This is a genomic window from Oleomonas cavernae, assembly GCF_003590945.1.
GTDB classification, from domain to species: domain Bacteria; phylum Pseudomonadota; class Alphaproteobacteria; order Zavarziniales; family Zavarziniaceae; genus Zavarzinia; species Zavarzinia cavernae.
Window position 1 is genome coordinate 485,593 of sequence record NZ_QYUK01000011.1, and the last position, 25,035, is coordinate 510,627.

21 protein-coding genes and 1 pseudogene are annotated in these 25,035 nt (G+C 66.9%); 11 read left to right on the forward strand and 11 right to left on the reverse strand.

The annotated features are described in order from the left end of the window. Positions 1–5: 5 nt before the first annotated feature. Complete coding sequence (locus tag D3874_RS05815; RefSeq protein WP_119777243.1) at positions 6–779, reverse strand: acetoacetate decarboxylase; 774 nt, start codon at positions 777–779, stop codon at positions 6–8. Next, positions 766–936: a hypothetical protein gene (locus D3874_RS28415; protein ID WP_158595854.1), complete on the reverse strand. Its 171-nt coding sequence runs from the start codon at positions 934–936 to the stop codon at positions 766–768. Before D3874_RS28415 ends, D3874_RS05815 begins: the two co-directional genes overlap by 14 nt. On the opposite strand from D3874_RS28415, the gene D3874_RS05820 reads away from it, so the two are divergent. Continuing rightward, positions 935–2,443, forward strand: coding sequence for an MDR family MFS transporter (locus D3874_RS05820; protein ID WP_119782157.1), 1,509 nt, complete (start codon positions 935–937; stop codon positions 2,441–2,443). The genes D3874_RS28415 and D3874_RS05820 overlap by 2 nt on opposite strands. 138 nt (positions 2,444–2,581) lie before the next feature. On the opposite strand, the gene D3874_RS05825 is transcribed toward D3874_RS05820, so the two are convergent. Both D3874_RS05825 and D3874_RS05830 read right to left on the reverse strand, forming a co-directional pair. Beyond that, the gene (locus tag D3874_RS05825; protein ID WP_119777244.1) at positions 2,582–3,583 is read right to left on the reverse strand and encodes an NADP-dependent oxidoreductase; all 1,002 of its coding nucleotides are present in this window, start codon (positions 3,581–3,583) and stop codon (positions 2,582–2,584) included. 11 nt (positions 3,584–3,594) lie between these two features. Beyond that, complete coding sequence (locus D3874_RS05830; RefSeq protein ID WP_119777245.1) at positions 3,595–4,608, reverse strand: NADP-dependent oxidoreductase; 1,014 nt, start codon at positions 4,606–4,608, stop codon at positions 3,595–3,597. Between the two features lie 102 nt (positions 4,609–4,710). On the opposite strand from D3874_RS05830, the gene D3874_RS05835 reads away from it, so the two are divergent. The 7 genes from D3874_RS05835 to D3874_RS05860 all read left to right on the forward strand — a co-directional run bounded on the left by D3874_RS05835 (position 4,711) and on the right by D3874_RS05860 (position 13,327). After that, the gene (locus tag D3874_RS05835) at positions 4,711–6,372 is read left to right on the forward strand and encodes an NAD+ synthase (protein WP_119777246.1); all 1,662 of its coding nucleotides are present in this window, start codon (positions 4,711–4,713) and stop codon (positions 6,370–6,372) included. Between the two features lie 188 nt (positions 6,373–6,560). After that, entirely contained in the window at positions 6,561–6,737 is a 177-nt protein-coding gene (locus D3874_RS28420) for a type II toxin-antitoxin system Phd/YefM family antitoxin (protein WP_158595855.1), read from the forward strand. A 13-nt stretch (positions 6,738–6,750) separates the two neighbouring features. Then, a complete protein-coding gene (gltX, locus tag D3874_RS05840) occupies positions 6,751–8,082 on the forward strand; it encodes a glutamate--tRNA ligase (RefSeq protein WP_456306439.1) in 1,332 nt (443 codons plus the stop codon). Between the two features lie 111 nt (positions 8,083–8,193). Further along, positions 8,194–9,327, forward strand: a complete 1,134-nt coding sequence (locus D3874_RS05845; protein ID WP_119777248.1) for a GGDEF domain-containing protein — start codon at positions 8,194–8,196, stop codon at positions 9,325–9,327. A 78-nt stretch (positions 9,328–9,405) separates the two neighbouring features. Continuing rightward, the gene (gene cysS, locus D3874_RS05850) at positions 9,406–10,812 is read left to right on the forward strand and encodes a cysteine--tRNA ligase (protein ID WP_456306440.1); all 1,407 of its coding nucleotides are present in this window, start codon (positions 9,406–9,408) and stop codon (positions 10,810–10,812) included. After that, entirely contained in the window at positions 10,809–12,476 is a 1,668-nt protein-coding gene (cimA, locus tag D3874_RS05855; protein ID WP_119782159.1) for a citramalate synthase, read from the forward strand. The genes cysS and cimA overlap by 4 nt, the downstream gene beginning before the upstream one ends. Continuing rightward, positions 12,473–13,327, forward strand: coding sequence for an RNA methyltransferase (locus D3874_RS05860; protein WP_233559854.1), 855 nt, complete (start codon positions 12,473–12,475; stop codon positions 13,325–13,327). Before cimA ends, D3874_RS05860 begins: the two co-directional genes overlap by 4 nt. Positions 13,328–13,475: 148 nt before the next feature. On the opposite strand, the gene D3874_RS05865 is transcribed toward D3874_RS05860, so the two are convergent. The 3 genes from D3874_RS05865 to D3874_RS05875 all read right to left on the reverse strand — a co-directional run bounded on the left by D3874_RS05865 (position 13,476) and on the right by D3874_RS05875 (position 15,182). Continuing rightward, positions 13,476–14,276, reverse strand: coding sequence for a helix-turn-helix domain-containing protein (locus D3874_RS05865; protein WP_119777250.1), 801 nt, complete (start codon positions 14,274–14,276; stop codon positions 13,476–13,478). Next, on the reverse strand, positions 14,273–14,638 hold the full coding sequence (locus tag D3874_RS05870; protein ID WP_119777251.1) for a DUF4345 family protein: 366 nt from the start codon (positions 14,636–14,638) through the stop codon (positions 14,273–14,275). Before D3874_RS05870 ends, D3874_RS05865 begins: the two co-directional genes overlap by 4 nt. 85 nt (positions 14,639–14,723) lie before the next feature. Beyond that, positions 14,724–15,182 (reverse strand): Lrp/AsnC family transcriptional regulator, encoded by a 459-nt coding sequence (locus D3874_RS05875; protein ID WP_119777252.1) that lies wholly within the window; start codon positions 15,180–15,182, stop codon positions 14,724–14,726. Between the two features lie 294 nt (positions 15,183–15,476). Here D3874_RS05875 and D3874_RS05880 point away from each other — a divergent pair, with 294 nt between their 5' ends. Further along, positions 15,477–19,355 carry a beta strand repeat-containing protein gene (locus tag D3874_RS05880; RefSeq protein ID WP_147385541.1) on the forward strand — a complete coding sequence of 1,293 codons (3,879 nt, stop codon included), beginning with the start codon at positions 15,477–15,479 and terminating at the stop codon, positions 19,353–19,355. A gap of 182 nt (positions 19,356–19,537) precedes the next feature. On the opposite strand, the gene D3874_RS05885 is transcribed toward D3874_RS05880, so the two are convergent. Together D3874_RS05885 and D3874_RS05890 are read right to left on the reverse strand one after the other, a co-directional pair. Beyond that, entirely contained in the window at positions 19,538–20,011 is a 474-nt protein-coding gene (locus tag D3874_RS05885; RefSeq protein ID WP_119777254.1) for a L,D-transpeptidase family protein, read from the reverse strand. A gap of 89 nt (positions 20,012–20,100) precedes the next feature. Continuing rightward, the gene (locus D3874_RS05890) at positions 20,101–21,042 is read right to left on the reverse strand and encodes a Gfo/Idh/MocA family protein (RefSeq protein WP_119777255.1); all 942 of its coding nucleotides are present in this window, start codon (positions 21,040–21,042) and stop codon (positions 20,101–20,103) included. A 201-nt stretch (positions 21,043–21,243) separates the two neighbouring features. On the opposite strand from D3874_RS05890, the gene rpsD reads away from it, so the two are divergent. After that, positions 21,244–21,861, forward strand: a complete 618-nt coding sequence (gene rpsD, locus D3874_RS05895; RefSeq protein ID WP_119777256.1) for a 30S ribosomal protein S4 — start codon at positions 21,244–21,246, stop codon at positions 21,859–21,861. A 103-nt stretch (positions 21,862–21,964) separates the two neighbouring features. After that, the gene (locus D3874_RS05900) at positions 21,965–22,852 is read left to right on the forward strand and encodes a protein-methionine-sulfoxide reductase heme-binding subunit MsrQ (protein ID WP_408899961.1); all 888 of its coding nucleotides are present in this window, start codon (positions 21,965–21,967) and stop codon (positions 22,850–22,852) included. Here D3874_RS05900 and D3874_RS31885 read toward each other — a convergent pair. Beyond that, positions 22,773–24,184, reverse strand: a pseudogene (locus D3874_RS31885) (MFS transporter). The gene D3874_RS05900 and the pseudogene D3874_RS31885 overlap by 80 nt on opposite strands. Positions 24,185–24,348: 164 nt before the next feature. Continuing rightward, positions 24,349–24,924: an MlaC/ttg2D family ABC transporter substrate-binding protein gene (locus tag D3874_RS05915; RefSeq protein WP_158595857.1), complete on the reverse strand. Its 576-nt coding sequence runs from the start codon at positions 24,922–24,924 to the stop codon at positions 24,349–24,351. Positions 24,925–25,035 lie beyond the last annotated feature (111 nt).

Below are 25,035 nucleotides of genomic sequence, written 5' to 3' on the forward strand. Positions count from 1 at the left end.
GACCGTCACTCCCCGGCCGCGATGGCCAGTACCGGCACCTTGTCGGCCATGTAGTCATGGGCGATCTTGCCCAGGCCCAGGGTCAGGTCGGCCAGGATGTGGCTGGCCCCGATCACCCGCTTCACCGGCAAGGCAGCGACGTTGGCGATGGCGTGCGGGGTCAGGCTCAGGGCGGCGGGCCCGGTCCAGGCGCCCTTCAGGGTGATATCCTCCAGGTAATACTCGACCAGCTCGCAGATCCGGTGCGAGCCGTCGACATGGGGGATGATCTTCAGGAGGAAGCTGGGTTCGCGCAGGCTGTCCATGACCGTGTCGTTGTTCAGCGCCCGGTGCTTGTAGCCCATGGTCGCCACCGCGCATTGGATCGAGCCGTAGTTGAGGGTGCCGACGAAGACATCCTTCTCCACCCGCATGCTGGGCTTGGCGTATTTCTTGGGGAAGCCCCACAGTTCGCGGCCGCCGGCGATCGGCGCCTCGTCGTCCAGGTACATGGAATGGACATAGCCGCCCTTGCGGCCCTCGAAGGTCACCGGAATCACCTGCCCGGTCTCGGTGTAGTCGCCGAAGCCCGTCGAATCCGGCATGCGGATGAACTCGTATTTGACGATGGGCTCGGTCACCTCCAACGGTTCCGGCACCACGGCACGCAGCGCGTCGATGTCGGTTTCGTAGGTGATGATCATATATTCCCGGTTGATGAAACGGTAGGGGCCGGGCGGAAACGACGGGTTGGTCAGCGGCATCGCAAAAGCCTGCCGGCGGACGTCAGCAATATCCATCACTACGCTCCTTGAACAGCGGCGCGCGCCCTCGAACGGCCGTGTTGTGCAGTGCAGAATATAGTGACAGGCCGCCATTGCACAGCCATGACGGCAAGGCAGCCATGCCGCATGGGCGGTTTTCAGGTGTGCGCCGCTCGGCGATGGTGCCGATCATGGCTGTCGATCTTACGCCGCCCTCGGCGGGCGCCGACCGGGTTTCACCCGCACCGCTCGATCACAAAACCATCCGGATGATCATCCTCGGCATCCTGCTGGCGATGCTGCTGGGTGCGCTCGATCAGACCATCGTGGCAACGGCGCTGCCGACCATCGGCCGCGACCTGGCCGATGTGGGCGACCTGCCCTGGGTGGTCACCGCCTATCTGCTGACCTCGACGGCCGCCGTGCCGCTCTACGGCAAGCTCAGCGACATCCACGGCCGGCGATCGATGATGCTGATCGCCATCAGCCTGTTCGTGCTGGGCTCGATCGCCTGCGCGCTCGCCCCCAACATGCTGGTCCTGATCCTCATGCGCGGCCTCCAGGGCCTGGGCGGCGGCGGCTTGATCTCGCTGGCACAGACCATCGTCGCCGATGTGGTGTCGCCCAAGGAGCGCGGCCGTTACCAGGGCTATATCGCCGGCGTCTTCGCCTTCTCCTCGATCGGCGGGCCGGTCCTGGGCGGCATCATCGCCGAACACCTGCATTGGTCGGTGATCTTCTGGCTGAACCTGCCGCTGGGCGCCGTCGCCTTCTTCATGACCGACCGGGTGCTGCGGCAACTGCCGCGCCACGACCGCCGCCACAGGCTCGACGTCCTGGGCGGCGTGCTGATGGTTGTGGCGACGGTCACCTTGCTCCTGGCGCTGACCTGGGGCGGGGTCGATTTCCCCTGGGATTCGCCGCGCATCCTGGGCCTGTTCGCGGCCTCTGCCCTGCTGTGGGCGGGTTTCGTCTGGCGGGTGGCGACGGCCAGCGAACCGTTCCTGCCGCTCTCCATCCTGCTCAACCCGGTGGTGCGTGACGCGGTGATCGCCGCCTTCTTCGTCATGGGCACCCTGATCGGCCTGTCGATCTTTGTGCCGATCTATCTTGAATCGGTGCACCGCCTCAGCGCCTCGGCCTCCGGCCTGATCCTGATCGCCCTGATGGGCGGCGTGGTGGTCGGTGCGTCGTCCACCGGCCAGATCATGGGCCGGATCACCCACTACAAGCGCCTGCCGCTGGCGGGGCTCAGCATGACCGTGGTGATGTTCGGCCTGATCGCGCTGTTTCCCGGCTCCCTGCCGCTCTGGACCCTGATCGCCTTGCTGGCGATCGGCGGCATGGGCATGGGCACGGCCCTGCCGGTGACCACCGTCGCGATCCAGAATGCCGTGCCGCTGCACCAGTTGGGCACGGCCACGGGGGCGGCCAACTTCTTCCGCTCGCTGGGCAGTGCCCTGATCGTGGCCGGCTTCGGCGCGATCTTCTTCACCAGCATCGGCGGCCACGGCGCCAGCCTGCAACTCGACACCTTGGGCGCCGAAATCGCCACCCGCGGCGGCGACCTCGGCCAAATCTTCGGCTGGGTCTTCGGCGCCGCCACCGCGGGCATGGCGATCGGCCTGGGCTTTCTCGCCCGGATGGAAGAACTCCCCTTGCGCAGCAGCGTAAAAGCCGAACCCGCCGCGGCGGAGTGAACCGCCCCCCGCCGTCATTCCGGCGAAGGCCGGAATCCATGGCAGGGGCAGGCGAGAGCAGGGGCGCCAGGCTGGGTTGCCGTCTCCCCCTGCATGTCGATGGATTCCGGCCTTCGCCGGAATGACGATGACGGTTCCTTACAGCTTCACCACCATCTTGCCCGTGTTCGCCCCCTTGAAGAGCGCCAGGAAGGCGTCGGGGGTGTTTTCGATGCCCTCGTAGACGGTCTCGCGGAACTTGATCTTCCCCGTGGCGACCAGGGGCGCCACTTCGGCCAAGAACTCGGGCAGGTGCTGCCAGTAGTCGACGACGATGAAGCCGCGGATGTTGATGCGCTTGGGCACCACCAGCATGATCGCGCGCGAGCCTTCGGGCGGTTCGGTCGCATTGTACTGGGCGATCATCCCGCACACCGCCACGCGGCCGTGCAGCTTCATGTTGATCAGGGCGGCATCGAACTGCGGCCCGCCGACATTCTCGAAATAGACGTCGATGCCCTTGGGCGCCAGGCGGCCCAGGGCCTGCACCGGGTCTTCCGTGCGGTAGTCGAAGGCGCCGTCGAAGCCCAGTTCGTCGGTCAGCCAGGCCACCTTGTCCGGCCCGCCGGCCGAGCCGATGGCCGTGCAGCCCTTGACCTTGGCCAGCTGCCCGACCAGCGAGCCCACGGCGCCGGCGGCGCCCGAGACGAAGACGGTCTCGCCCGGCTGGGCCAGGCCCACCTTGTTCAACCCCGCCCAGGCGGTGAGGCCGGGCATGCCCAGCACGCCCAGATAGGCCGACGGCGGGACGATGGCGGCGTCGATCTTCTGGGCGCCCGCCGCCGGCAGCAGTGCCCATTCACGCCAGCCGGCATTGTGCAGCACCCAGTCGCCGGGCTTCAGCGAAGGGTCGTTGGCGGTTACTACCTCGCCCACGGCGCCGCCTTCCAGCGGCTGGCCGATCTGGAAGGGCGGGACGTAGGACTTGGCATCGTTCATGCGGCCCCGCATATAGGGGTCGACCGACAGGAAGCGGTTGCGGATCAGCACCTCGCCGGCACCGGGCGCCGGCATCGCGACGGCTTCCAGGCGGAAATTCTCAGGGACAGGTGCGCCCTTGGGCCGGCTGGCCAGGACGATCTGATGGCTCTTCTCGCTCATGGTTCCCTCCCTCAGGCCGCGTCGGCGATCTTGACGATCAGCTTGCCGATATTGCCGCCGTCGAACAGCATGTTCAGGGTCTCGGGCGCCGTCTCCAGGCCGTCGACCACCGTCTCCTGCGCTTTCAACTTGCCCTCCAGCAGCCACTGCGCCAGTTGCATGCTGCCTTCGATATAGCGGTCCTTGAAATCGAGGACGATGAAGCCCTGCAACTTGATGCGTTTCATCAGGAACGGGGTCAGGTCGTAGCGCGGCGGGTTGGCGTCGTTATAGGTCGAGATCATGCCGCACAGGGGCATGCGGCTGAACAGGTTCATGCGCTCGACCACCGCCTCCATGATCTCGCCGCCCACATTCTCGAAATTGACATCGACGCCGTCGGGCGTGGCGGCCTTCAGCTGCTCGCGCCAGTCGGCCGCCTTGTAATCGACGGCGGCGTCGAAGCCCAGTTCCCGGGTCAGGAAATCGCATTTCTTCTTGCCGCCGGCGATGCCCACCACACGGCAACCCTTGATCTTGGCGATCTGGCCGACAACCGTGCCCACGGCGCCGGCCGCGGCCGAGACGACGACGGTATCGCCCGCCTTGGGCTGGCCCAGCTCGATCAGGCCGAAATAGGCGGTGAGGCCGGTCATGCCGCAAGCGCCCATCAGCGCGGTCATCGGGATCGGCAGGCCCTGGGGGATGACCGTGGGCGGGAACAACTCGCCCGGCGCCCCGATCAGGCAGTAATCCTGCCAGCCCAGCAGGCCGTTGACCGTATCGCCCACCTGGTAGTCGGGGTTGTTGGAGGCGACGATGGTACCCACCCCGCCGCCCCGCATGACCTCGCCCAGGGCGACGGGAGGCAGGTACTGGTCCATGTCGGACATCCAGATGCGGTTGGTCGGATCCAGCGACAGATAAAGGTTGCGCGCCACCGCCTGGCCCGGGCCGGGGGTGGGGACGGGGGCCTCCACCAGGTCGAAATCGTCGCGGGTCACGCGGCCCACCGGGCGGCGCTTCAAACGGAACTGGCGATTCATGGGCACTCTCCTCCTTGTCGTTGGCGCAGACGATAGACCGAATAGCAGGGACGACAAATGTGTGCGTTGCGAGGGTGCCATTCGATCGCTAATGCTCATGTCATGACCGACCGCCTGTGCCTCACCCTTGCCCAGATCGACTTCACCGTCGGCGACATCGCCGGCAATGTCGCCAAGATCCGCGCCGCCCGCGTCCATGCCGCGGCACAAGGCGCCGACCTGCTGGTCACCACCGAATTGTCGGTCACCGGCTACCCGCCCGAGGATCTGGTGCTGAAGCCGGCCTTCGTGGCCGATGCCCGCGCCGCGGTCGAGGCCCTGGCGCTGGAGACCGCCGACGGCGGCCCGGCGATGCTGGTCGGCACCCCCTGGGTCGAGGACGGCAATCTGCACAATGCGGTGGCGCTGCTCGACGGCGGCCTGATCGCCGCCCTGCGCTTCAAGGTCGACCTGCCCAATTACGGCGTGTTCGACGAGAAGCGCGTCTTCGTGCCGGCCCGGATGCCGGCCCCGGTCATCTTCCGCGGGGTGCGCCTGGGCCTGCCGATTTGCGAGGATGTCTGGACCCCGGCGGTCTGCGCACCCTTGGCCGAACAGGGGGCAGAGATCTTCATCGTGCCCAACGGCAGCCCCTTCGAGGCCGACAAGGATGACGTCCGCATCGATCTGGTGCGCGACCGCGTGGCCGAGACCGGCGTGCCCATGATCTATGTGAACCAGGTCGGTGGCCAGGACGAACTGGTGTTCGACGGGGCGAGCTTTGGCGTCGGTGCCGATGGCGGAAAGCTGTTCCAGATGCCGATCTTCGCCGAGGCGATGGCGACCATCGAACTGCATCGGCTGAAGAACGGCTGGGCCTGCGCCGGCGGCCCCCATGTCGAACTGCCGGAGGGGCTCGGCCAGATCTATGGCGCCATGGTCCTGGGCCTGCGCGACTACGTGACCAAGAACCGCTTCCCCGGCGTGGTGCTGGGCCTCTCGGGCGGTATCGATTCGGCGATTTCGGCGGCGGTGGCGGTCGATGCCCTGGGCGCCGACCGGGTCTGGTGCGTCATGCTGCCGTCGCGCTATACCGGCAGCGAGAGCCTGGAGGACGCCGCCGAATGCGCGCGCCTGCTGGGCATCCGCCTGGACGAGATCGGGATCGAGCCGGCGGTAGGCGCCTTCACCCAGATGCTGGGACCCATGTTCAACGGGCGCAAACCCGACATTACGGAAGAAAACATCCAGTCGCGCGCCCGCGGCCTCACCTTGATGGCGCTGTCCAACAAGTTCGGCCACATGGTCATGACCACGGGCAACAAGTCCGAAGTGTCGGTCGGCTATGCCACGCTCTATGGCGACATGTGCGGCGGCTATTCGGTCTTGAAGGACCTGTACAAGACCACGGTCTTTGCCCTGTCCGAGTGGCGCAACAAGCACAAGCCCGACGGCGCGCTCGGCCCTGATGGCCCGGTGATGCCCCAGCGGGTGATCACCAAGCCGCCCACGGCGGAATTGCGCGAAAACCAGAAGGACCAGGACAGCCTGCCGCCCTACGAGGTGCTGGACGACATCCTCCAGGCCCTGGTCGAGGACGAGATGGCGTTCGAGGAGGTGGTCGCCCGCGGCCACGACCCGGCCACCGTGCGCCGGATCGAGCACCTGCTATACGTTGCCGAATACAAGCGCCGGCAAGCCGCGCCGGGGGTGAAGATCGGCCGCAAGCTGTTCGGCCGCGACCGCCGCTACCCCATCACCAACGGCTTCCGCGACGCCCATTGAAGGCTTGCTTCCCGGCGCCTTGCTCCTAAAACACTGTCGTCACCCCGGACTTGATCCGGGGTCCATGGTGGTGCGAGGCTGACTATCGCAGCTTTTTAAATGGCTTCCGTGCGTTTCTGCGATGGATTCCGGCTTTCGCCGGAATGACGAGCGGGACGGGACGCTTTCTACGGGCAGTGTGATTCGAAATGGATGAAACAGAATATCTCTTGTCCAACCCGGCGAACCGGCGCCGGCTGGATCAGGCTATTGCGGAACTTAACCGCGGTGCCGGGGTGATCCTGACGCCTGAAGAATGGGATAGGATAACGAAAAGCACCGGGGAGGTCGCTGAAGCGATGCCCTCGCCCAACAAGGCCGAGTAACACCTCCTTGACCATTCACGTTCGTTTCGCGCCCAGCCCGACGGGCCGGCTGCATGTCGGCAATGCCCGCATCGCCCTGGTGAACTGGTTGTTTGCCCGGGCGCAGGGCGGGCAGTTCATGTTCCGCCTCGATGATACCGATACCGAACGCTCTACCGCCGAGTTCGCGGCGGGGATCGAGGAAGATCTGCGCTGGCTGGGCCTGGCCTGGGACAGCTTTGCCCGCGAGAGCGACCGCATGGCGCGCTATGCCCGGGCGGTCGAGGATCTGAAGGCGGCCGGCCGGCTCTACCCGGCCTGGGAAACCGCGGAGGAACTGGACCTCAAGCGCAAGCTGCAGATCGCCCAGCACCGCCCGCCGGTCTATGACCGGGCGGCGTTGAACCTCGGCGCAGCCGACCATGAACGGCTGACCGCCGAGCGCGGCCCGCCGCATTGGCGCTTCAAGCTGGACGGCCGCCGGGTGACCTGGAGCGACCTGGTAAAGGGCGAGACCGTGGTGGATACGGCGTCGCTGTCCGATCCGGTGCTGATCCGCGCCGACGGCCGGCCGCTCTATACCCTGACCTCGGTGGTCGATGACATCGATTTCGCCATCAGCCACGTCATCCGGGGCGAGGACCACGTCACCAATACCGGCGTGCAGATCGAATTGTTCGAGGCCCTGGGCGGGGCGGTGCCGGGCTTCGGCCACCTGTCGCTGCTGGTCGATGCCAGTGGCGCCGGCCTGTCCAAGCGCACCGGTTCGCTCTCGCTGGGCTCATTGCGCGAACAGGGGATCGAGCCCTTGGCCGTGAACGGCCTGCTGGCCCGGCTGGGCACGGCTGACCCCGTGGAGCCGGTGGCCACGCTGGAATCGCTGATCGACGGCTTCGATATCGGCCGCTTCGGCAAGGCGCCGGCGCGCTTCGATCCGGCCGAACTGGCGGCCCTCTCGGCCCGCACCCTGCACCTGCTGTCCTTCGAGGCGGTGCGGGACCGCCTGCCCGAAGGGGCGAGCGAGGCCTTCTGGCACGCCGTGCGCGGCAACCTGGCGACGCTGGCCGAGGCTGCCGTGTGGTGGCAGGTGGTGACCGGGCCGCTCGCCGTGCCGGCTATCGACGACGCCGCGGCGGTGCTGGCCGCTGCCGCACAGATGCTGCCTCCCGGCCCGCATGACGAGACGGTCTGGTCGACCTGGACCAAGAGCATCGGCGCCGCGACCGGGGTCAAGGGCAAGGCCCTGTTCCTGCCCCTGCGCCTGGCGCTGACCGGCCAGGACCATGGCCCTGAAATGCGAGTACTGCTGCCCCTGATCGGCGAAAACGAGCTTCGTCGCCGGTTGAACACGGCCCTGGGTAAATAGGAATAGCTGATCGATAGGGAAGATCTGCCCCAGATGGTATAAGGAAAAATCAAGGAAACCGTGGCTTTCTCGGGGGGCGAGATGGTCGCGGCTGTGGGGGATGGTGCCTGTATGAGCCTGCGTGATCAGGGCAAGTCGGTTGAGGAGCGTGCCGTCAGGCCCATGCGAACGGCCATTGCCGCGGCCGGCTTCGCGTTCTTGATCACCAACGCGGTTTTTCTGCTGCTGGTGGTGTTTCTGCGCCACCAGATCGAGCGTGAAACCGACATCGTCGGGCAATTCCTGGCCGCCCATCTCGCCGATGGCGCCAGGGACCTCGACGACCAGCCCGCCACCGGAAAAATTCTGGCCCTGAGTTCGGTCTCCGCGCCCTTGCCCGACGGCGAGCCCACGGCCTGCACCGAACGGCTGGCGGCCTGGTACAGTGCCCAGTTTCCCGATGGCGACCAGACCGGGATTGCCGCCTTCGTCCGGCCGATCTGCCAGGGCAGGGTGGCCAATGTCGGCTACGGCCGCCGCTTCGGGGTGGTGGATGTGCTGATCCGCCGGGCCGGCCCCACCGGCCAGATCATGGTCGATGCGGTCACCGTCCGGCGCAGTGATTTGAGCGCGGTGGATCTGGTCGTGCAGAATCCGCGCCTGCCGGTGGTCGCCGCCGTCGTCGCCCTGCTGGCCGGGATCTTCGCCTATTTCATGCGCCGGCAGCCCTATCGGCTTTATCTCGCCGCCCGGCAGAACGCGGCGACCGACGGGCTTTCCGGCGTGCTGCGGCGCGAGGAGTTTTTCGCCGGCGCCGAGGAACTGGTCCGGGATGCACGGTTGAACAGCCATGCCGTCAGCCTGCTGGCACTCGACATCGACCATTTCAAGTCGGTCAACGACCGGTTCGGCCATGCCGCCGGCGACGAGGTGATCCGCATCTGCGGCAACCTGATCAGCGCCACGGTGCGCGGCGGCGACCTGGTAGGCCGGATCGGCGGCGAGGAGTTCATGGTGCTGCTGCCCGATCTGCCCAAATTCATCGGTGCCGAGGTGGCGGACCGCCTGCGCAAGCGCATCAAGTCCCATGGCTTCGCCTTCGGCGACGAAACCTTCTTTGCCACGGTCAGCATCGGCGTCTCGTCCATGATGCAGGCGGACACCCTGCAAACCCTGGCCGAGCGGGCCGATCGGCGGCTCTACCAGGCCAAGCGGACAGGCCGGAACCGGGTCGTCTGGGAAGACGAGGACAATTTCGACTATTGAGTGCCCGCGGGCGCATTGCTGGCCGGCCGTCGGCTGGATGGACCGGCTTGATCCGATCTGCTAATCCCTGTGCCCTCAATCGGAGGACGACGGGTGGCACTGGTTCTGCATAACGGCGCGACGGGCAAGCGGGAAGAATTTGTCCCCCTACGGCACGATTCGGTCGGCATGTATGTCTGCGGGCCGACCGTCTACGACTTCGCCCATATCGGCAATGCGCGGCCCGTCATCGTCTTCGACGTGCTCTACCGCCTGCTGAAGCGCCGCTACGCGACCGTCCACTATGTCCGCAACATCACGGACATCGACGACAAGATCAACGCCCGGGCCAAGGCCTCGGGCGAGCCGATTTTGGCGATTACCGCGCGCACCACTGCCGCCTTCCACGAGGACATGGCCGCCCTGGGGGCGCTGCCGCCCGATGCCGAGCCGCGGGCCACCAGCCATATTCCGCAGATGATCGCCATGATCGAGCGGCTGATCGAGCGCGGCTTCGCCTATGTCGCCGCGGGCCACGTCCTGTTCAACGTGCCGGCCAAGGCGGACTACGGCAAGCTGTCGAACCGCAGCCGGGACGAGTTGATCGCCGGCGCCCGCATCGACGTGGCGCCCTACAAGCGCGATGCGGCGGACTTCACCCTGTGGAAGCCGTCGGACGCCGAGACCCCGGGCTGGGACAGCCCCTGGGGCCGCGGCCGGCCCGGCTGGCACATCGAGTGCAGCGCCATGAGCCTGGCGCAGTTGGGCAAGACCTTCGACATTCACGGCGGCGGCCGCGACCTGGTCTTTCCCCATCACGAGAACGAGGTCGCCCAGTCGGAAGCGGCCAATGGCGCGCCCTTCGTGCGCTATTGGGTGCATAACGGCTTCCTGACCGTGAACGGCGAGAAAATGTCCAAGAGCCTGGGCAATTTCATCATCGTCCGCGACGCCCTGAAGCAGGCGCCGGGCGAGGCCCTGCGCCTCAACATGCTCTCGACCCATTACCGTGCGCCGATGGACTGGAACGACGACGGCATCGCCCGCGCCCGCCTGGCGCTCGACCGCTGGTACGGCCTGATCGAGAAGGCCGAGGTGCATTGGGGCCGGTCGATCACGCCCGATACGCACCTGCCGGCCGGGGTCGAGGCGGCGCTGGACGACGACCTGAACACGCCCCAGGCGATCGCGGAGATGCACCAGATCGCCAACGCCGCCTTCCAGTGCGGCACCGAGGATGCCCTGGTGCCCGCCGCCGCCGCCCTGAAGGCCGCGGGCCTGGTGCTGGGCATCCTGCAGGATGAGGCACATCACTGGTTCCGCTGGCAGCCCCGGGGGGCGGACGGCCTGGACGAGGCCGCGATCGAGGCGGCGATCGAAGCGCGCAAGGCCGCGCGCAAGGCCAAGGATTTTGCGCAGGCCGATCGCATCCGCGACGACCTCGTCGCCCGGGGGATCGTTCTCGAGGACGGCCCCGCGGGCACCAAGTGGAAACGGGTATCATGAGCCGGGAACGCCTTTATCTCTTCGACACCACCCTGAGGGACGGCGCGCAGACGCGCGGCGTCGATTTCTCGGTCGAGGACAAGCGTGCCATTGCCATTGCCCTGGACAAGATCGGCGTCGACTACGTCGAGGGCGGCTGGCCCGGCGCCAACCCGACCGATACCGCCTTCTTCGCCGATCCGCCGGCCCTGAAACGTGCCACCTTCACCGCCTTCGGCATGACCAGGCGGCCCGGGCGCAGCGCCGACAACGATCCGGGCCTCGCCGGCCTGACCGGCACGGCGGCGCCGGCCATCTGCATCGTCGGCAAGTCGTGGGATTTCCAGGTCAAGGTCGCCCTCGACATCCCGCTGCACGAGAATGTCGAAATCATCGGGGACTCGATCGCCCACCTCGCCGCCAAGGGGCGCGAGGCGATGCTCGATGCCGAGCATTTCTTCGATGGTTACAAGGCCAACCCGGCCTATGCGATGGAATGCATCCGCGCCGCCTGGGCCGCAGGCGCCAAGTGGGTGGTGCTGTGCGATACCAATGGCGGCACGCTGCCCCACGAGGTCGAGCGGATCGTGGCCGATGTGGCCGATGCGGTGCCCGGCATCCGGCTTGGCATTCATGCCCATAACGACACCGAGAATGCGGTGGCCAATTCGCTGGCGGCGATCCGTTCGGGCGCGCGCCAAGTCCAGGGCACCCTGAACGGCCTGGGCGAGCGTTGCGGCAATGCCAACCTGGTCAGCCTGATCGGCACCCTGTGCCTGAAGCCCGATTTCGCCGAGCGTTTCGAGACCGGCATCACGCAGGACGGCCTGCGCCATCTGACGCAAACCTCGCGCCTGCTGGACGAGATCCTCAATCGCAGCCCCAACCGCCACGCCGCCTATGTCGGCCAGGCGGCCTTTGCCCACAAGGGCGGGCTTCACGTCTCGGCCGTGCTGAAGGACCCGCGCACCTACGAGCACGTGCCGCCGGAAAGCGTCGGCAACGAGCGCCATGTGCTGATCTCCGACCAGGCCGGCAAGTCCAACATCCTGGCCCGGCTGCACGATGTCGGTATCGATCTCGACCCCAAGGACCCCCGTGTCGACCGTCTGCTCGAGACGGTGAAGGAGCGGGAATATCTGGGCTATTCCTATGATGGCGCCGATGCCTCGTTCGAGTTGATGGCGCGCCGCGTGCTGGGCCAGATCCCCGACTATTTCTTCGTCGAGAGTTTCAAGGTCCTGGTCGAGCGGCGTTACAACGCACGCCGCGAACTGGTCACCGTGTCCGAGGCGATCGTACGCACCCAGGTCGACGGCAACAAGCTGCTGTCGGTGGGCGAAGGCAACGGCCCGGTCAACGCCCTCGACGCCGCGTTGCGCCAGGACCTGGGCAAGTACCAGCGCTATATCGAGGATCTGGAACTGGTCGATTTCAAGGTCCGCATCCTGCAACTGGGCAATGCCGCCGCGGTGTCCGGCCCGGCCTCGGTCGACCGTTGGCAGGCTGGTACCGGCGCTGTTACCCGGGTGCTGATCGAGAATGCCGATGGCCAGGGCAATCGCTGGTTCACCGTCGGTGTCTCGCCCAATATCGTCGAGGCCTCGTTCCAGGCGCTGACCGACGCCATCGTCTACAAGCTCTATCGCGACGGTGCGCCGGCAGGCACCGGCCCGGCCGAATGACCAGCGACGAAGAGACCATACGCGCCCCCGGCGCCATGCCCTTCGGGGTCGGCATCGGGGCGCGGCCCAAGCCCAAGGGCGTCGGCCAGGGGCCCAAGGACGGGCCCGGCCCGGTGGTCATCCTGGTCACGCCGCAGATGGGCGAGAACATCGGCACGACAGCGCGCGCCATGGCCAATTTCGGCCTGAGCGAACTGCGCCTGGTTGCCCCGCGCGACGGCTGGCCCAACGAGCGTGCCTTCTCGGCCGCCTCGGGGGCCGACTGGATCCTGCAGGAAGCCCGGGTGTTCGAGACCACGGCGGCGGCGGTGGCCGATCTTACCCGCGTCTATGCCACCACGGCGCGCGACCGCGACATGGTCAAGCCGGTGGTGACGCCCAGGCGCGCCGCCCTGGAATTCAAGGCCTTCATCGACGACGGCCGCAAGCCGGGCATCCTGTTCGGGCCCGAGCGCACGGGCCTGGAAAACGACGACGTGGCCCTGTCCCACACCATCCTGAACGTGCCGACCTCGCCGCGCTTCTGGTCGCTGAACCTGGCCCAGGCGGTGCTGCTGGTGGCCTATGAATGGCACATGCTGGGTGTCGAATCGCCCGATCGCTTCCTGCGCATCGGCCAGACCGAGCCCGCCCCGCAGGGCGAGGTCCAGGCCCTGGTCGATCACCTGGTCGCGGAACTGGACGATGCCGGCTTCCTGCGCCCGCCGGAAAAGAAGCCCTCGATGGTGCGCAACATCACCAGTTTCATCCAGCGCGCCGAACCCACCACCCAGGACGTCCGCACCTTCCGCGGCGTGATCCGCGCCCTGACCCGGCGCTTCCAGCGCAATGCGCCAAAGCCCGGCGCCTGAAAGCCCTCTCCTCCTGGGAGGAGAGGGTTGGGTGAGGAGGGTGGTCGGCGTAGAGCGAGCCCTGGTCCCGCCACCACCTCACCCTCCCATTGCTACCGCAATGGGCCCCTCCCTCTCCCCCGCAAGCGGCGGAGAGGGGTGATACGTCTCAATTCGCCTTGCCTTCGTCGAGCCAGGCCTTGGTCACCTCGTCGGCGGGGAAGAAGATTTCCACGCGCAGCTCTTCGAGGGTTACGTCGCGCGAGCCCTGCAGGCTGGCCAGGATGGTCAGGAACGACAGGGTGCGGTCCCTGGTCAGGAACGTGGTGGGCAGGAAGGGCAGGGCGACCGGCAGGTCGCTCGGCGTGAACACGGTGCGGGCGCCCTGCATGTGGGCGACCAACTGCTCGCGCTCCTTCAGCGGCACCACCAGGCCCTTCTCGTCCTTCAGCAGGGTGACCAGGTTCAGGCCCCGGGCCCCGGTGGCCCGGGCGGCACCTTCGGGCGTGGCGATCGCGGTCAGCAGGCGGGCGGCGCCCGTGTTGCTGCCGTGCACGTTCCAGTCGGCATCGACCAGGATGGCCGGGCACGGCTCGATCCGCTCCAACAGGAATTCGATGGCACCCTTGGCGATCGTCAGGGCGGGCGCGTCCAAGGGCGTCTCCTCGACCTCGCCGGCAAAGCCGGCCGCGGTCAGCAGGCTGTTGGTCGCGCGCAGCGACAGGTCGAGGCCGGTGGCGAGCTTCAGGATCACGTCCCGGCCCGGCCGGGCCCGGCCGGATTCGAGGAAGCTGATATGCCGCTGGGCGACCTCGCTCTCCAGCGCCAGGCCCAGTTGGCTGAGCCGGCGCTGCGTGCGCAGTTCTTTCAGCAGCAGGGCGAACGGCGGCTTGCGTTTGGCCGCCGTGCTGTCGACGCGTTCCATGCCCCGCATGTTAGGCGAATTTCCGGCGCCGGAAAGCTGCGTCATGGCAGGGTCTCCGCGCTGGCGATCAGGATCGCGGCGCCGGTGGCTTCCAGCACCAGGAACAGGGCCGGGACCTTGCCGATACGCTCGCGCAAGGCGCCGATCATGCGCCCGAAGGCCATGCCGCCCAGGGCGACCGCCACCACCAGGGCCGGGCCGTCGCCAAGCGCGGGCAGCCAGATCGGCGCCAGCAGCACCGCGCCGATGGCAACGCCAAAGCCGCCGTAGACCGCCTGCACCTCGTTGCGGGCGTCAGGGGTTTCCGCGGGCAGGCCCAGGGGGACCAGGAACTGGCGTGGCCGCGCGAAGGCGGCGAGCCCCATGAGGATCATCAACGCGGCGACGACGATGTTGGCGATGGGCATGCTGGCCTCCCCGGTCCCGATGGACAATGAGGCTCAGCTTAAGGCCGGGCGCGACGGCGGCAATTACCCTGCCGGTAATCGGCCCCTACTTGAACCAGTCGGGCAGGGCGGTCGGCAGCGCCATGGTTTCCTTGGCCGACGACAGCACGATCAGGGTCTCGGTGCGCTGGATGCCCGGAATGGCCTTGATGACGTTGGCCAGGAAGGCTTCCAGCATGCGGGTGGTCCGCACCCTGACCTTCAGCAGGTAATTCCATTGGCCGGTGACGTGGTGGGCTTCCTGCACCGCCGGCTCGCTGCCGATGCGCTCCAGGAAGGGGGCCGCCACTTCCGGGTCGCTCCAGCCGATGAAGACAAAGGCGAGCAGGTCCAGGCCGGCCGCCTCGGGCGAGACATGGGCGTGATAGCCGGTGATGACGCCGCGCTCGACCAGCTTGCGCACCCGGTCGTTGACCGAGGAAACCGCCAGGCCCACCGCCTTCGACAACTCGGCATAGGAGGTCTGGCCGTTGCGCTGGAGCAGGTCGACCAAATGGCGGTCCATTGGATCGAGTTCAGCCAAAGGTTATCCTCATCCGAAATTTCGGTTGCGTGTCCGGATAAAATACGGCATAACGCCGCGCAGACCGAAATTTGTTCAGGCCCCGCAGGGTTGACATAATTATCTGGTCGGCACCGCGAAGCAAGGATTTTCGTGGGCGCCCAGGTTTGCCGGCCAAGCGCCGGGAGTTGGCACAAGAACATCCATGGTCGAATTGACCGCCGGGAACCGTGACCCGCCTCGAGGGGAGGCGGGAACGTGTCCACTTATGCCCGGCGGATCCTTTTGGAGGGGATCATGCCTACGACACCCGTGCTTTGGCGTAATATTGGCCAAGTAAACACCATCGACTCCGGCCTCAATGGCGACGACCAGATACTGCCCGCCGCCATTCAATTGGCGAACGGCAATGTGCTCGTCACCTGGCAGTCGAACACCGACGCCGGCGCCGGCGCGGCAATCGGCACCGACGTGATCGGCCAGATCCTGGATCCTGCCGGCAACAAGGTCGGCGGGGAATTCCGGATCAACAGCTCAGCGCAGTGGAACGAAGGCGTGCCGGCGCTGGCCGCACTCGGCAGCGGCGGCTTTGCCGCGGTTTACGAACGACACGACGCCACCAAGGGCGGCGGCGACAGCTCGGTCACGCTGGAGATTTACAACGCGGCCGGGACCAGCATCATCCAGACCTCGATCGCGGCCGACAACGGCACCACCCATTACAGCATGCCCGATGTCGCCTATTCCTCGACGGGCACGGTGATGGTCGCCTATATGCGCGATTTCGGCGGCGGCGACCAGGATGTCCTGTTCCAGGTGCGCAATCAGGTGGGTGGCACCGTCCTCGGGCCGACCGTTGCCTTCAACGGCGTGGCTGGCGCAGGGGCAGCGATCGACAGCCTGTCCGTGGCGGCCCTTCAGGGCGGTAATTTCGTCATTGCCTTCAGCGACGCGGATTCGGCGACCGACAGCGACATCGACCTGCGCCTCTACAACGGCAACGGCGGCTTCATCAAGAATGTCTCGGTGGTCTCTGGCAGTATCCGCAACGACGATGTGGACGTGACCGCGCTCTCGGGCGGCGGTTTCGTCGTCACCTGGACGCAGGACGCCTCGGGCGGCAGCGACAGCACAGTGCTGGCCAAGGTCTATGACGCGGCCGGCGTGTCCGTCAGCAGCGACATCACGGTGCCGACGACCGGGGCGGGCAACCAGAACGAACCCTCGGTCGGCGCGCTGGCCGACGGTGGCTTTGTCATCGCCTGGGTCGATGCCCAGGGGCAGGATATCCGTGCCCAGCGTTTCGATGCCGGCGGCAACAAGGTGGGCGTGGAATTGCTCGTCGCCGACGGAGCGCTCTTCGGCCCCAATACGCCGGTGGTGACCGGCTTGGCCGACGGCCGCTTCAGCATCAGCTGGACCACCAACACCTTCACCGGCGACCATGATGTCGTCAGCGCCATCTTCGATCCGCGCGACACGGCCAATGTCGGCACGGCAAGCGACGATGTGATCGCCGGCACGGTGAACGACGATGCCGACCTGTCGGGTGGCCTGGGCAACGACCGCATCTATGGCGGCGGCGGCAACGACCTGCTGAACGGCGGCCTGGGGGCCGATGTCCTCGATGGCGGCGACGGCATCGACACCGCCTCCTACGCCGCGGCGGCGGTCGGGGTTGTGGTCAACCTTGCCACCGGCGTGGGGGCAACCGGCGAGGCGACGGGCGACACGCTCGCCTCGATCGAAAACCTGACCGGGTCGGGCTTCAACGACCATCTGACCGGCACCGCGGACGCCAATGTCCTGAACGGCGGTGATGGCGGCGACACGCTGTGGGGCGGCTTGGGCGCCGATACCCTGATCGGCGGGACGGGCTTTGACGTCGCGCTCTACAACGACGGCAACTACGGCGATCTGGTCCTGTCGCTGGCTGCCCCGGGGCAGAACACGGGGGCCGCGGCCGGCGATACCTACGACAGCATCGAAGGTCTGGGCGGCGGCGCGGGCAACGACACGGTCACGGGCGATGCTCAGAACAACTCGCTGTTCGGTAACGAAGGCAACGACACGCTGGACGGCGGCCTGGGCTTTGATTTTCTCTCCGGCGGTCTGGGCGACGATACTTACATTGTCGACACAACCCTCGATCAGGTCACTGACGTGGCGGGCGGCGGCATCGATACGGTGGTGTCGTCGGCCAACTGGGGCCTGGGCGGGCTTCTCGAGAACCTGGTCCTGACGGGGACCGCCGATATTTTCGGCGGCGGCAACGGCCAGGACAACGCGATCACCGGCAATGCGGGCAACAACCTGATCGACGGGCTGGGTGGCGCCGACACCATGGCCGGCGGCGCCGGCGACGATACCTACATCGTCGACAATGGCGGCGACAGCGTTACCGAGGGCGCCGGCAAGGGCACCGACAAGGTCGAGAGTTCGGTCACCTATACGCTGGGCTCGAACGTCGAAAACCTGACCCTTACCGGCGCCTTCGATATCAACGGTACCGGCAACACGCTGGGTAACATCATCACGGGCAATGGCCAAGACAACATCCTGGATGGCAAGGGTGGCGCCGACACCCTGGCCGGCGGTGACGGCCACGACATCTACATCGTCGACAATGCCGGCGACGTGGTCGCGGAAGCGGCCAGCGGCGGCGTCGACCAGGTTCAATCCTCCGTAACCTATGCGCTGGGGGCGGAGGTCGAGAATCTGGCCCTGACCGGCAACGCCATCATCGACGGCACCGGCAACGGTCTCGACAACGTGCTCTTCGGCAATGCCAAGAAGAATACGCTGACCGGTCTTGGCGGTGCCGACACGCTGGACGGCCAGGGCGGTGCCGACATCATGGTGGGCGGCACGGGCGACGATACCTATGTCGTCGACAATGTGGGCGACGTGGTGACCGAGCTGGGCAACCAGGGCGTGGACACCGTCGAGTCCTCGGTGACCTTTACGCTCAGCGCAAATGTCGAGAACCTGATCCTGACCGGCACGGCCGCGATCAACGGCACCGGCAATACCCTGGGCAACACCTTGACCGGCAACGATTGGGCCAATGTGCTGAACGGCCTGGGCGGCGTCGACACCATGATCGGCGGCAAGGGCGACGATACCTATGTCGTCGACAATGTCGGCGACGTGTTGATCGAGGCGGCCAACGCGGGCACCGATACGGCGCAATCCTCGGTGACCTATACGATCTCGCCCGACGTCGACAACCTGATCCTGACCGGCAACGCCATCATCAACGGCACCGGCAACGAGCAGTTCAACGCCATCACCGGCAATGCCAAGGCCAACGTGCTGACCGGCCTTGAAGGTGATGACGTGCTGGACGGCCAGGGCGGCGCCGACACCATGATCGGCGGCATCCAGGACGACACCTATTATGTCGACAATCTAGGCGACACGATCGTCGAGGGCGACCAGTCGGATGACGGCCTGGATTCCGTCTTCTCCTCGATCTCCTACACCCTGGCCGACAATGTCGAGAACCTGACCTTGACCGGGGCCAGCAACATCAACGGCACGGGCAACGCCTCGATGAACGTGCTGACCGGCAACGACAAGAACAACATCCTCGATGGCGGTGCCGGGGCCGACGAGCTGTGGGGCGGCCTGGGCAACGACACCTACCACCTCGACGACATGGCCGACTTCGTCATCGAGGAGGCGGGCGGCGGCATCGACAAGGTGTTCTCGTCGGTCGGCTTCTCGGCCGCGGCGCAGGAGATCGAATACATCACCCTGACCGGCACGGACGCGGTGAACGCCGACGGCAACGCGATCGCCAACACGATCACGGGCAACGGCGCCGACAACGTCCTGAAGGGCGGCCTGGGCAACGATACGTTCGTGTTCTCGACCGCGCTGGGGGCGACGAACATCGACAGCCTGCTCGACTTCGCCACGACGATCGACAAGATCGCGCTCGACAATGCGATCTTCACCAAGGCCGGCCCGTTGGGCGCCCTTGCCGACGGTGCCTTCGCCATGGGGACAGCGGCGACGGAGGCGGACGACCGCATCCTCTACGACACCATCACCGGTGCCCTGTACTACGACGCCGACGGCAACAAGGCAGGCGGCCTGGACGCGGTCCAGTTCGCCTTCCTGGAAAGCGGCATGGACGATCTGGCAGCCAGTGAGTTCCTGGTCGTCTGACGCGGTGTCGGCGGCCGCCGGGGGGCGGCCGCCGACATTCCCATTGCATACCAATTCGTCATCCCGGACGTAGCGAAGCGCAGATCCGGGATCTCATGACCAGTGTTCACAGCGTCCGCTGGACACGAGATCCCGGCTCTCCGGGCTACGCCCTGCGGCCGGGATGACGATTTTGGAAGGGCTTACGGTAAAATCTCGATCGGCGTGCCGACGTCGACCAGGTCGTAGATCTCCCGGATCGCAGCGTTGGACACGGCGATACAGCCCAGCGTCCAGTCGGTCGGAATGACGAAGAAATCGGGCACCGCGTTGGGCTGGCCGTGGACCATGATGTCGCCGCCGGGGCTCACCCCCGATTGGGCCGCGGCTGCCCGGTCGTCGGCGTCGGGGTACGATACCCGCAGGGACAGGGTGAAGCGCGAATTCGGGTTCTTGCCCGAGATCAGGTAGCGGCCTTCGGGCGTGCGCCCATCGCCTTCGCGTTCCTTGGGGCCTTCCGGGTTGGTGCCGAGCTGGATGTCGTATTCGCGCACCACGGTCGCCCCGTCGAGCAACCACAGCTTGCGCTCGGATTTGTCGACCCGGATCAGGTCGACGGCGGCGAAGGCCGGCTGGGCGGCGAGCAGGACAGGCAGCAACAGAAGAGAGAGGCGCATGACACCAGGCTCCCGCACCAGGGTGGCGGGTTGGTGGCGATGCTATGGAATTTCAGTGTCTTGCGCGGTGACCCGGGTCACAGCCCGGGTCAGAAGCGGCGCGCCGCCTTGATCGTTTCCACCATGGCCAGCGTGTCGACCGCCTGGTCCGGGGTCACCCGGGGCGCCTGGCCGCCGCGGATCGCGGCCAGGAAGTCGGCCAGTTCGTCCAGCAGGGGCTCGCGCCGTTCGATGTCGATGGCAGTCTCCGCCACCTTGCCGCCGTCGGCCGGCCGGCGGATGACCAGGGTTTGGGCGATATAGTCGGCCACCGCCACCGCGTCGCGCCCCAGCACCTCGAGGGTGCGGATGCGGATGGGGGTCATGCGGCTGGCGTCGAAGGCGGCCAGGATGCCGCCGGGAAAGCCCACCAGGGCGGTGGCGAAATTGAAGCCGGGAACATCGGCGCCGCGCAGGCCGTCGACCTGGGCATGGGCGGCCGCGGGGCGGCCCAGCAGGTCCAGCACCACGTCGATATCGTGCACCATCAAATCGTCGATCACATCGACATCGGTGATGCGGGCGGCGTAGGCGAGGCGGCGGGCGGTGACTCCGTGGATCGGCCCCAGCGCGCCCAGGTGATCCTTGAGGGCGACGACGGCCGGGTTGAAGCGTTCCAGGTGCCCGACCGCCAGGGTGACCCCGGCGGCACGGCCCAGCTCGGCGATTCGCCGGCCTTCCGCGGCCGACAGGGCCAGGGGTTTCTCGATCAGGCAGTGGACGCCCCTGGCAATGAAGTGTTCGGCGATTTCGACATGGGTCACCGACGGGGTGACGATCGAGACCGCGTCGACCGGCGGCAAATCGCTGATTTCTGCGGCCACGGGCACGCCGAAGGCATCGGCCGCAGCGGTGCGATTCTCAGGCAGGGGGTCGACGGCGCCGACGATCTGCACGCCGGGCAGGCGGGCATAGCAGCGCAGGTGATTGCGCCCCATCTGGCCACAGCCGATGACAGCCACGCGGAGAGGGGTCATAATGTCGTCGCTCATGGCCGCCTCGATAGACCGCGCCTGCGAAAAAGGCAATGCGACCTATGCCGCGTACCGGGCGAAACGGGTTTGACATTTATATCGCGGTGACTATAGTCCGCGACCTACGCCGGGGCGGACTCGTTCCGGCGCAACCATTTTTACAGTCTTTCCCGCTCGGTGCGGGACGCGTAATGCGGAAAAGCTGGCGGCACTGGAAACATGACCAAGCGCGCTGAGTCCAAGTACAAGATCAATCGCCGCCTCGGCGAAAACCTCTGGGGTCGCCCCAAGAGCCCGGTGAATCGCCGCGAATACGGCCCGGGCCAGCATGGCCAGCGCCGCAAGGGCAAGGTCTCCGACTTCGGCATCCAGATGGTCGCCAAGCAGAAGCTCAAGGGCTACTACGGCAACATCAATGAGCGTCAGTTCCGCAACCTCTATGCCGAGGCGGTGCGTCGCAAGGGCGACACCGGCGAGAACCTGATCGGCCTGCTGGAGCAGCGCCTGGACGCCGTGGTCTACCGCCTGAAGTTCGTGCCGACCGTGTTCGCCGCCCGCCAGCTGGTGAACCATGGCCACGTCAAGGTGAACGGCCGCCGCGTCAACATCTCGTCCTACCAGGTCAAAGTCGGCGACGTGATCGAGCTGACCAACCGCGCCAAGGAAATGGCCCTGGTGATGGAAGCGACCCAGTCGTCCGAGCGTGAAGTGCCCGACTATCTGTCGCTCGACGCGCAGAAGTTCCAGGCGACCTACGTCCGCGTCCCCGGCCTCTCGGATGTGCCCTACCCGGTGCAGATGGAGCCGAACCTGGTGGTCGAGTTCTACTCGCGCTGATCGACGCTTTTCGTCGAAACATTCAAGGGCGGCTTCGGCCGCCCTTTTTGTTGTGCTGTAACCTGGACACTCAAGGGGGCGAACCTCACCAGTGATGTCCATCGTGTCCAACATTTCCTGGCCCTGGAACGACCGCCGCGGCCGCCTGTCGGCCCTGAAGCTGGCGGTTTTCATCGGCCTGTTCCTGCCGGGCGGCGTCCTGGCGGTGCAATGGGCCAATGGCGACCTGATGCCCCGGCCGCTGAACGCGGTCATTCACGGCACCGGCCTGTGGGGCATCCGCTTCCTCATGATCTCGCTGGTGTTGACCCCGTTGCGCCAGGGCCTTGCCTGGCCGTCGCTGATCCTGGTGCGGCGCATGGTGGGTGTGGCCGCCTTCGCCTATATCGCCACCCACTTCATGCTCTTTGTCGGCGACCAGGCCTTCGACTTAGGGTTGGTCGTGGCCGAGATCGTCAAGCGCTTTTACCTGCTGCTGGGCTTCATCGCCCTGCTGGGCCTCAGCGCCCTGGCCGCGACCTCGACCGACGGCATGGTCAGGCGCCTGGGCCCGGCGCGCTGGCGCGCCCTGCATCGCCTGGTCTATGGCATCGCGATCCTGGGCATCGTGCATTATTTCATGCAGTCCAAGGTCGACCCCGGGCAGGCCACGGTCGTGGCCGGCCTCTATCTGTGGGCCATGGCGCGGCGCCGGCTGACCTCGCTGGGCTTGACACGGCTGCCCCTGATGGTGGTCGTCGCCGCGCTAGGGGCGGCGCTGGCCGAGGCAAGCTTCTTCTGGGCCCTGCGCGGGGTCGACCCGCTGCTGGTCCTGGCGTCCAACCTCGATGTCGGCTACGGCCCCCGGCCGGCCCTGATCGCCGGTCTGATCGTCGTCGCGGTCGAGATCGCCGCCCTGATCCGCCGTGCGCTCAAGCCCGGGCGCGCCGCTCGGCCAGGGCGCGATGCACCGCGGCCAGACGGTTCGCGTCCAGCGGAAAGCGTACCATGACCGCCGCCGCCGACAGGTTCATGACCAACGGCACGAAGACATAGATCGCCAGCAAGGCATCGACCCCCGGCACCGGGCCGTCGCCGGCCGCCATGTCGTGGCTGGGCGAGAAGCCGAACAGGGCCAGCACCGGATAGGCCACGCCGACCGCCAGCGCGTAGCCGACCTTGTTGGTCATGGCCAGCAGGCCATAGAACAGGCCGGTCCGGCTGTGGCCGGTCTCCAGCTCGTCGGTATCCGCGACATCGGCCATGACCGAGCGCAACAGGAACGTCCCCGAGCCGTAGCTGAAGCCGTTGAGAATGGTCAGGGCCGCCAGGCCCATGCTGTCGCCGGGTCCAAGGGTCAGGAAAAGCAGGCCGGTCACGCAGTGCCACAAGGCGCCCAGGGTAAAGGCGCGGTGCTTGCCGATGCGGTAGGAAAGGGCGAGCCAGGCGGGAATGCCGACGATGCCGGCTACGAAATAGCCCAGCAGCAGGCGCGAGCTCAGCTCCGGCGCCTCGACGATGAACTCGACCATGAAAATATAGAGCGCGCCGGTGATCGCCGGCGGCACGCCGACCAGCAGATCGACCAGCAGCACCCGGCGGACCAGGCGGTTGCGGGCGATCGTGACCAGTGCCGTGCGCAGGGTCAGGTGCGGGGCGCCGGTGCCGACAAACGGGGGATCGGGCACGCGGGTGATGGCGAACAGGACGCCCAAGGGAAAGATCGCGACGATGAACCAGCCCATGGCGGCGATCTGGTCGGCCCTGGTCCCGCCGCCGATCGACTCGAGTACGGCCGGAACGGCCAGGACCGAGAGCATGCCGGTGATGCCGGCCATTTCGCGCCAGCCCTGGATACGGCTGCGTTGGTGATAGTCGGGCGAGAGTTCGCCCCCCAGGACATATGGCTGATCACGCCCAGGGCATAGCCCGCGTACATCACGATCAGCCAGCCCAGGACGTAGATCGGCCCGACCGCCTCGGGCGGGGCAAACATCTGGAAGGCGCCCAGGCACATCAGCGGCACGGCCAGGGCCAGCATGGGCCGGCGTCGGCCCCAGCGGCTGCGCACCCGGTCACTGACTGCACCCAGGGCCAGGTCGGCGGCTAAGTCGAAGAAGCGGCACAGCATGAAGATCTGGCCGACCAGGGTCAGGCCCAGCCCCAGGTCCTTGGCGTAATAGGCGGGCAGTTGCACCGCGACCGGCAGGCCGATGGCGTAGAGGCCCAGGGCCGGGGCGGCATAGGCCAGAAGCTGCCCGCGCGGGATGCGGGCTGCGGCGGCAGCCTTGTCAGCCCCGGCCGCGGCCGGAAGTGCCGGCGCCGGTACCTCGGTCGTGGTCATGGGCGAATGTCCCTCTCCCTGGCCGCGGCTGTCTGGTTGTTATTGATGACGCAGCCGTCACCCGGAAACTCGCAAGGGCATGGCCGGCAGGTCAAGGGGGATGGCTATCGCCCTGACGGTAAAAAGGCGCCGGCCATGGACCGACGCCTTGCCGGCGGGGCGAGTCAGCTCGACGTGCCGACCTTCTTGCGCAGGCCGGTGAGCAGGGCATCCATGCCCCCGGCGCTGACCACGCTGCCGTAGTCTTCGCGCTGGGCGTTGCGCATCGACAGGTTTTCGATCACCACGTCGACGATCTTGTAGCTGCCGGCCGAGCCCGTCAGGCGCCAGTCGACGCTGACGGGCTTGCCGCCGTTGGGGCTGATGATCTGGCTGCGCACCACGGTCTCGTCGCCCTGAACCTGGGAACCCAGGGTCTTGAGCTGCTCGCCCTTGTACTGCGACAGGCGGCGGGAATAGGTCTTCACCACGTCGTCGGTATAGAGCCTGTCGAATTCGGCGAGCTGGTCGGGGGTCGCGCTGCGGCGATAGCGGCCCAGCACGAACTGGCCGATCGCCGGCACGTCGAAGGCCGAGAGGAAGATCTCGCGGAAGCGGGTCTCGCGGTCGGCTGCCGCCAAGGTCTTGTCGGCCAGGACCGCGATGGCCTTGCCGCCCAGATCCTGGATGAAGTCCGTGGCCGGGTCGGCGGCATGGGCGCCGCGCCCGGCGGCCATGAAGCCGGCGAGGGCAAGAGCCATGGCACCAAGTCGGAGCAGAAGATAACGGCGGGTCATCTCGTGCCTTTCAGGTCGTTACGCCACAAACCGGCATGCCGCCGACCACCATGGCCGAATATCTGCCGGACGCTG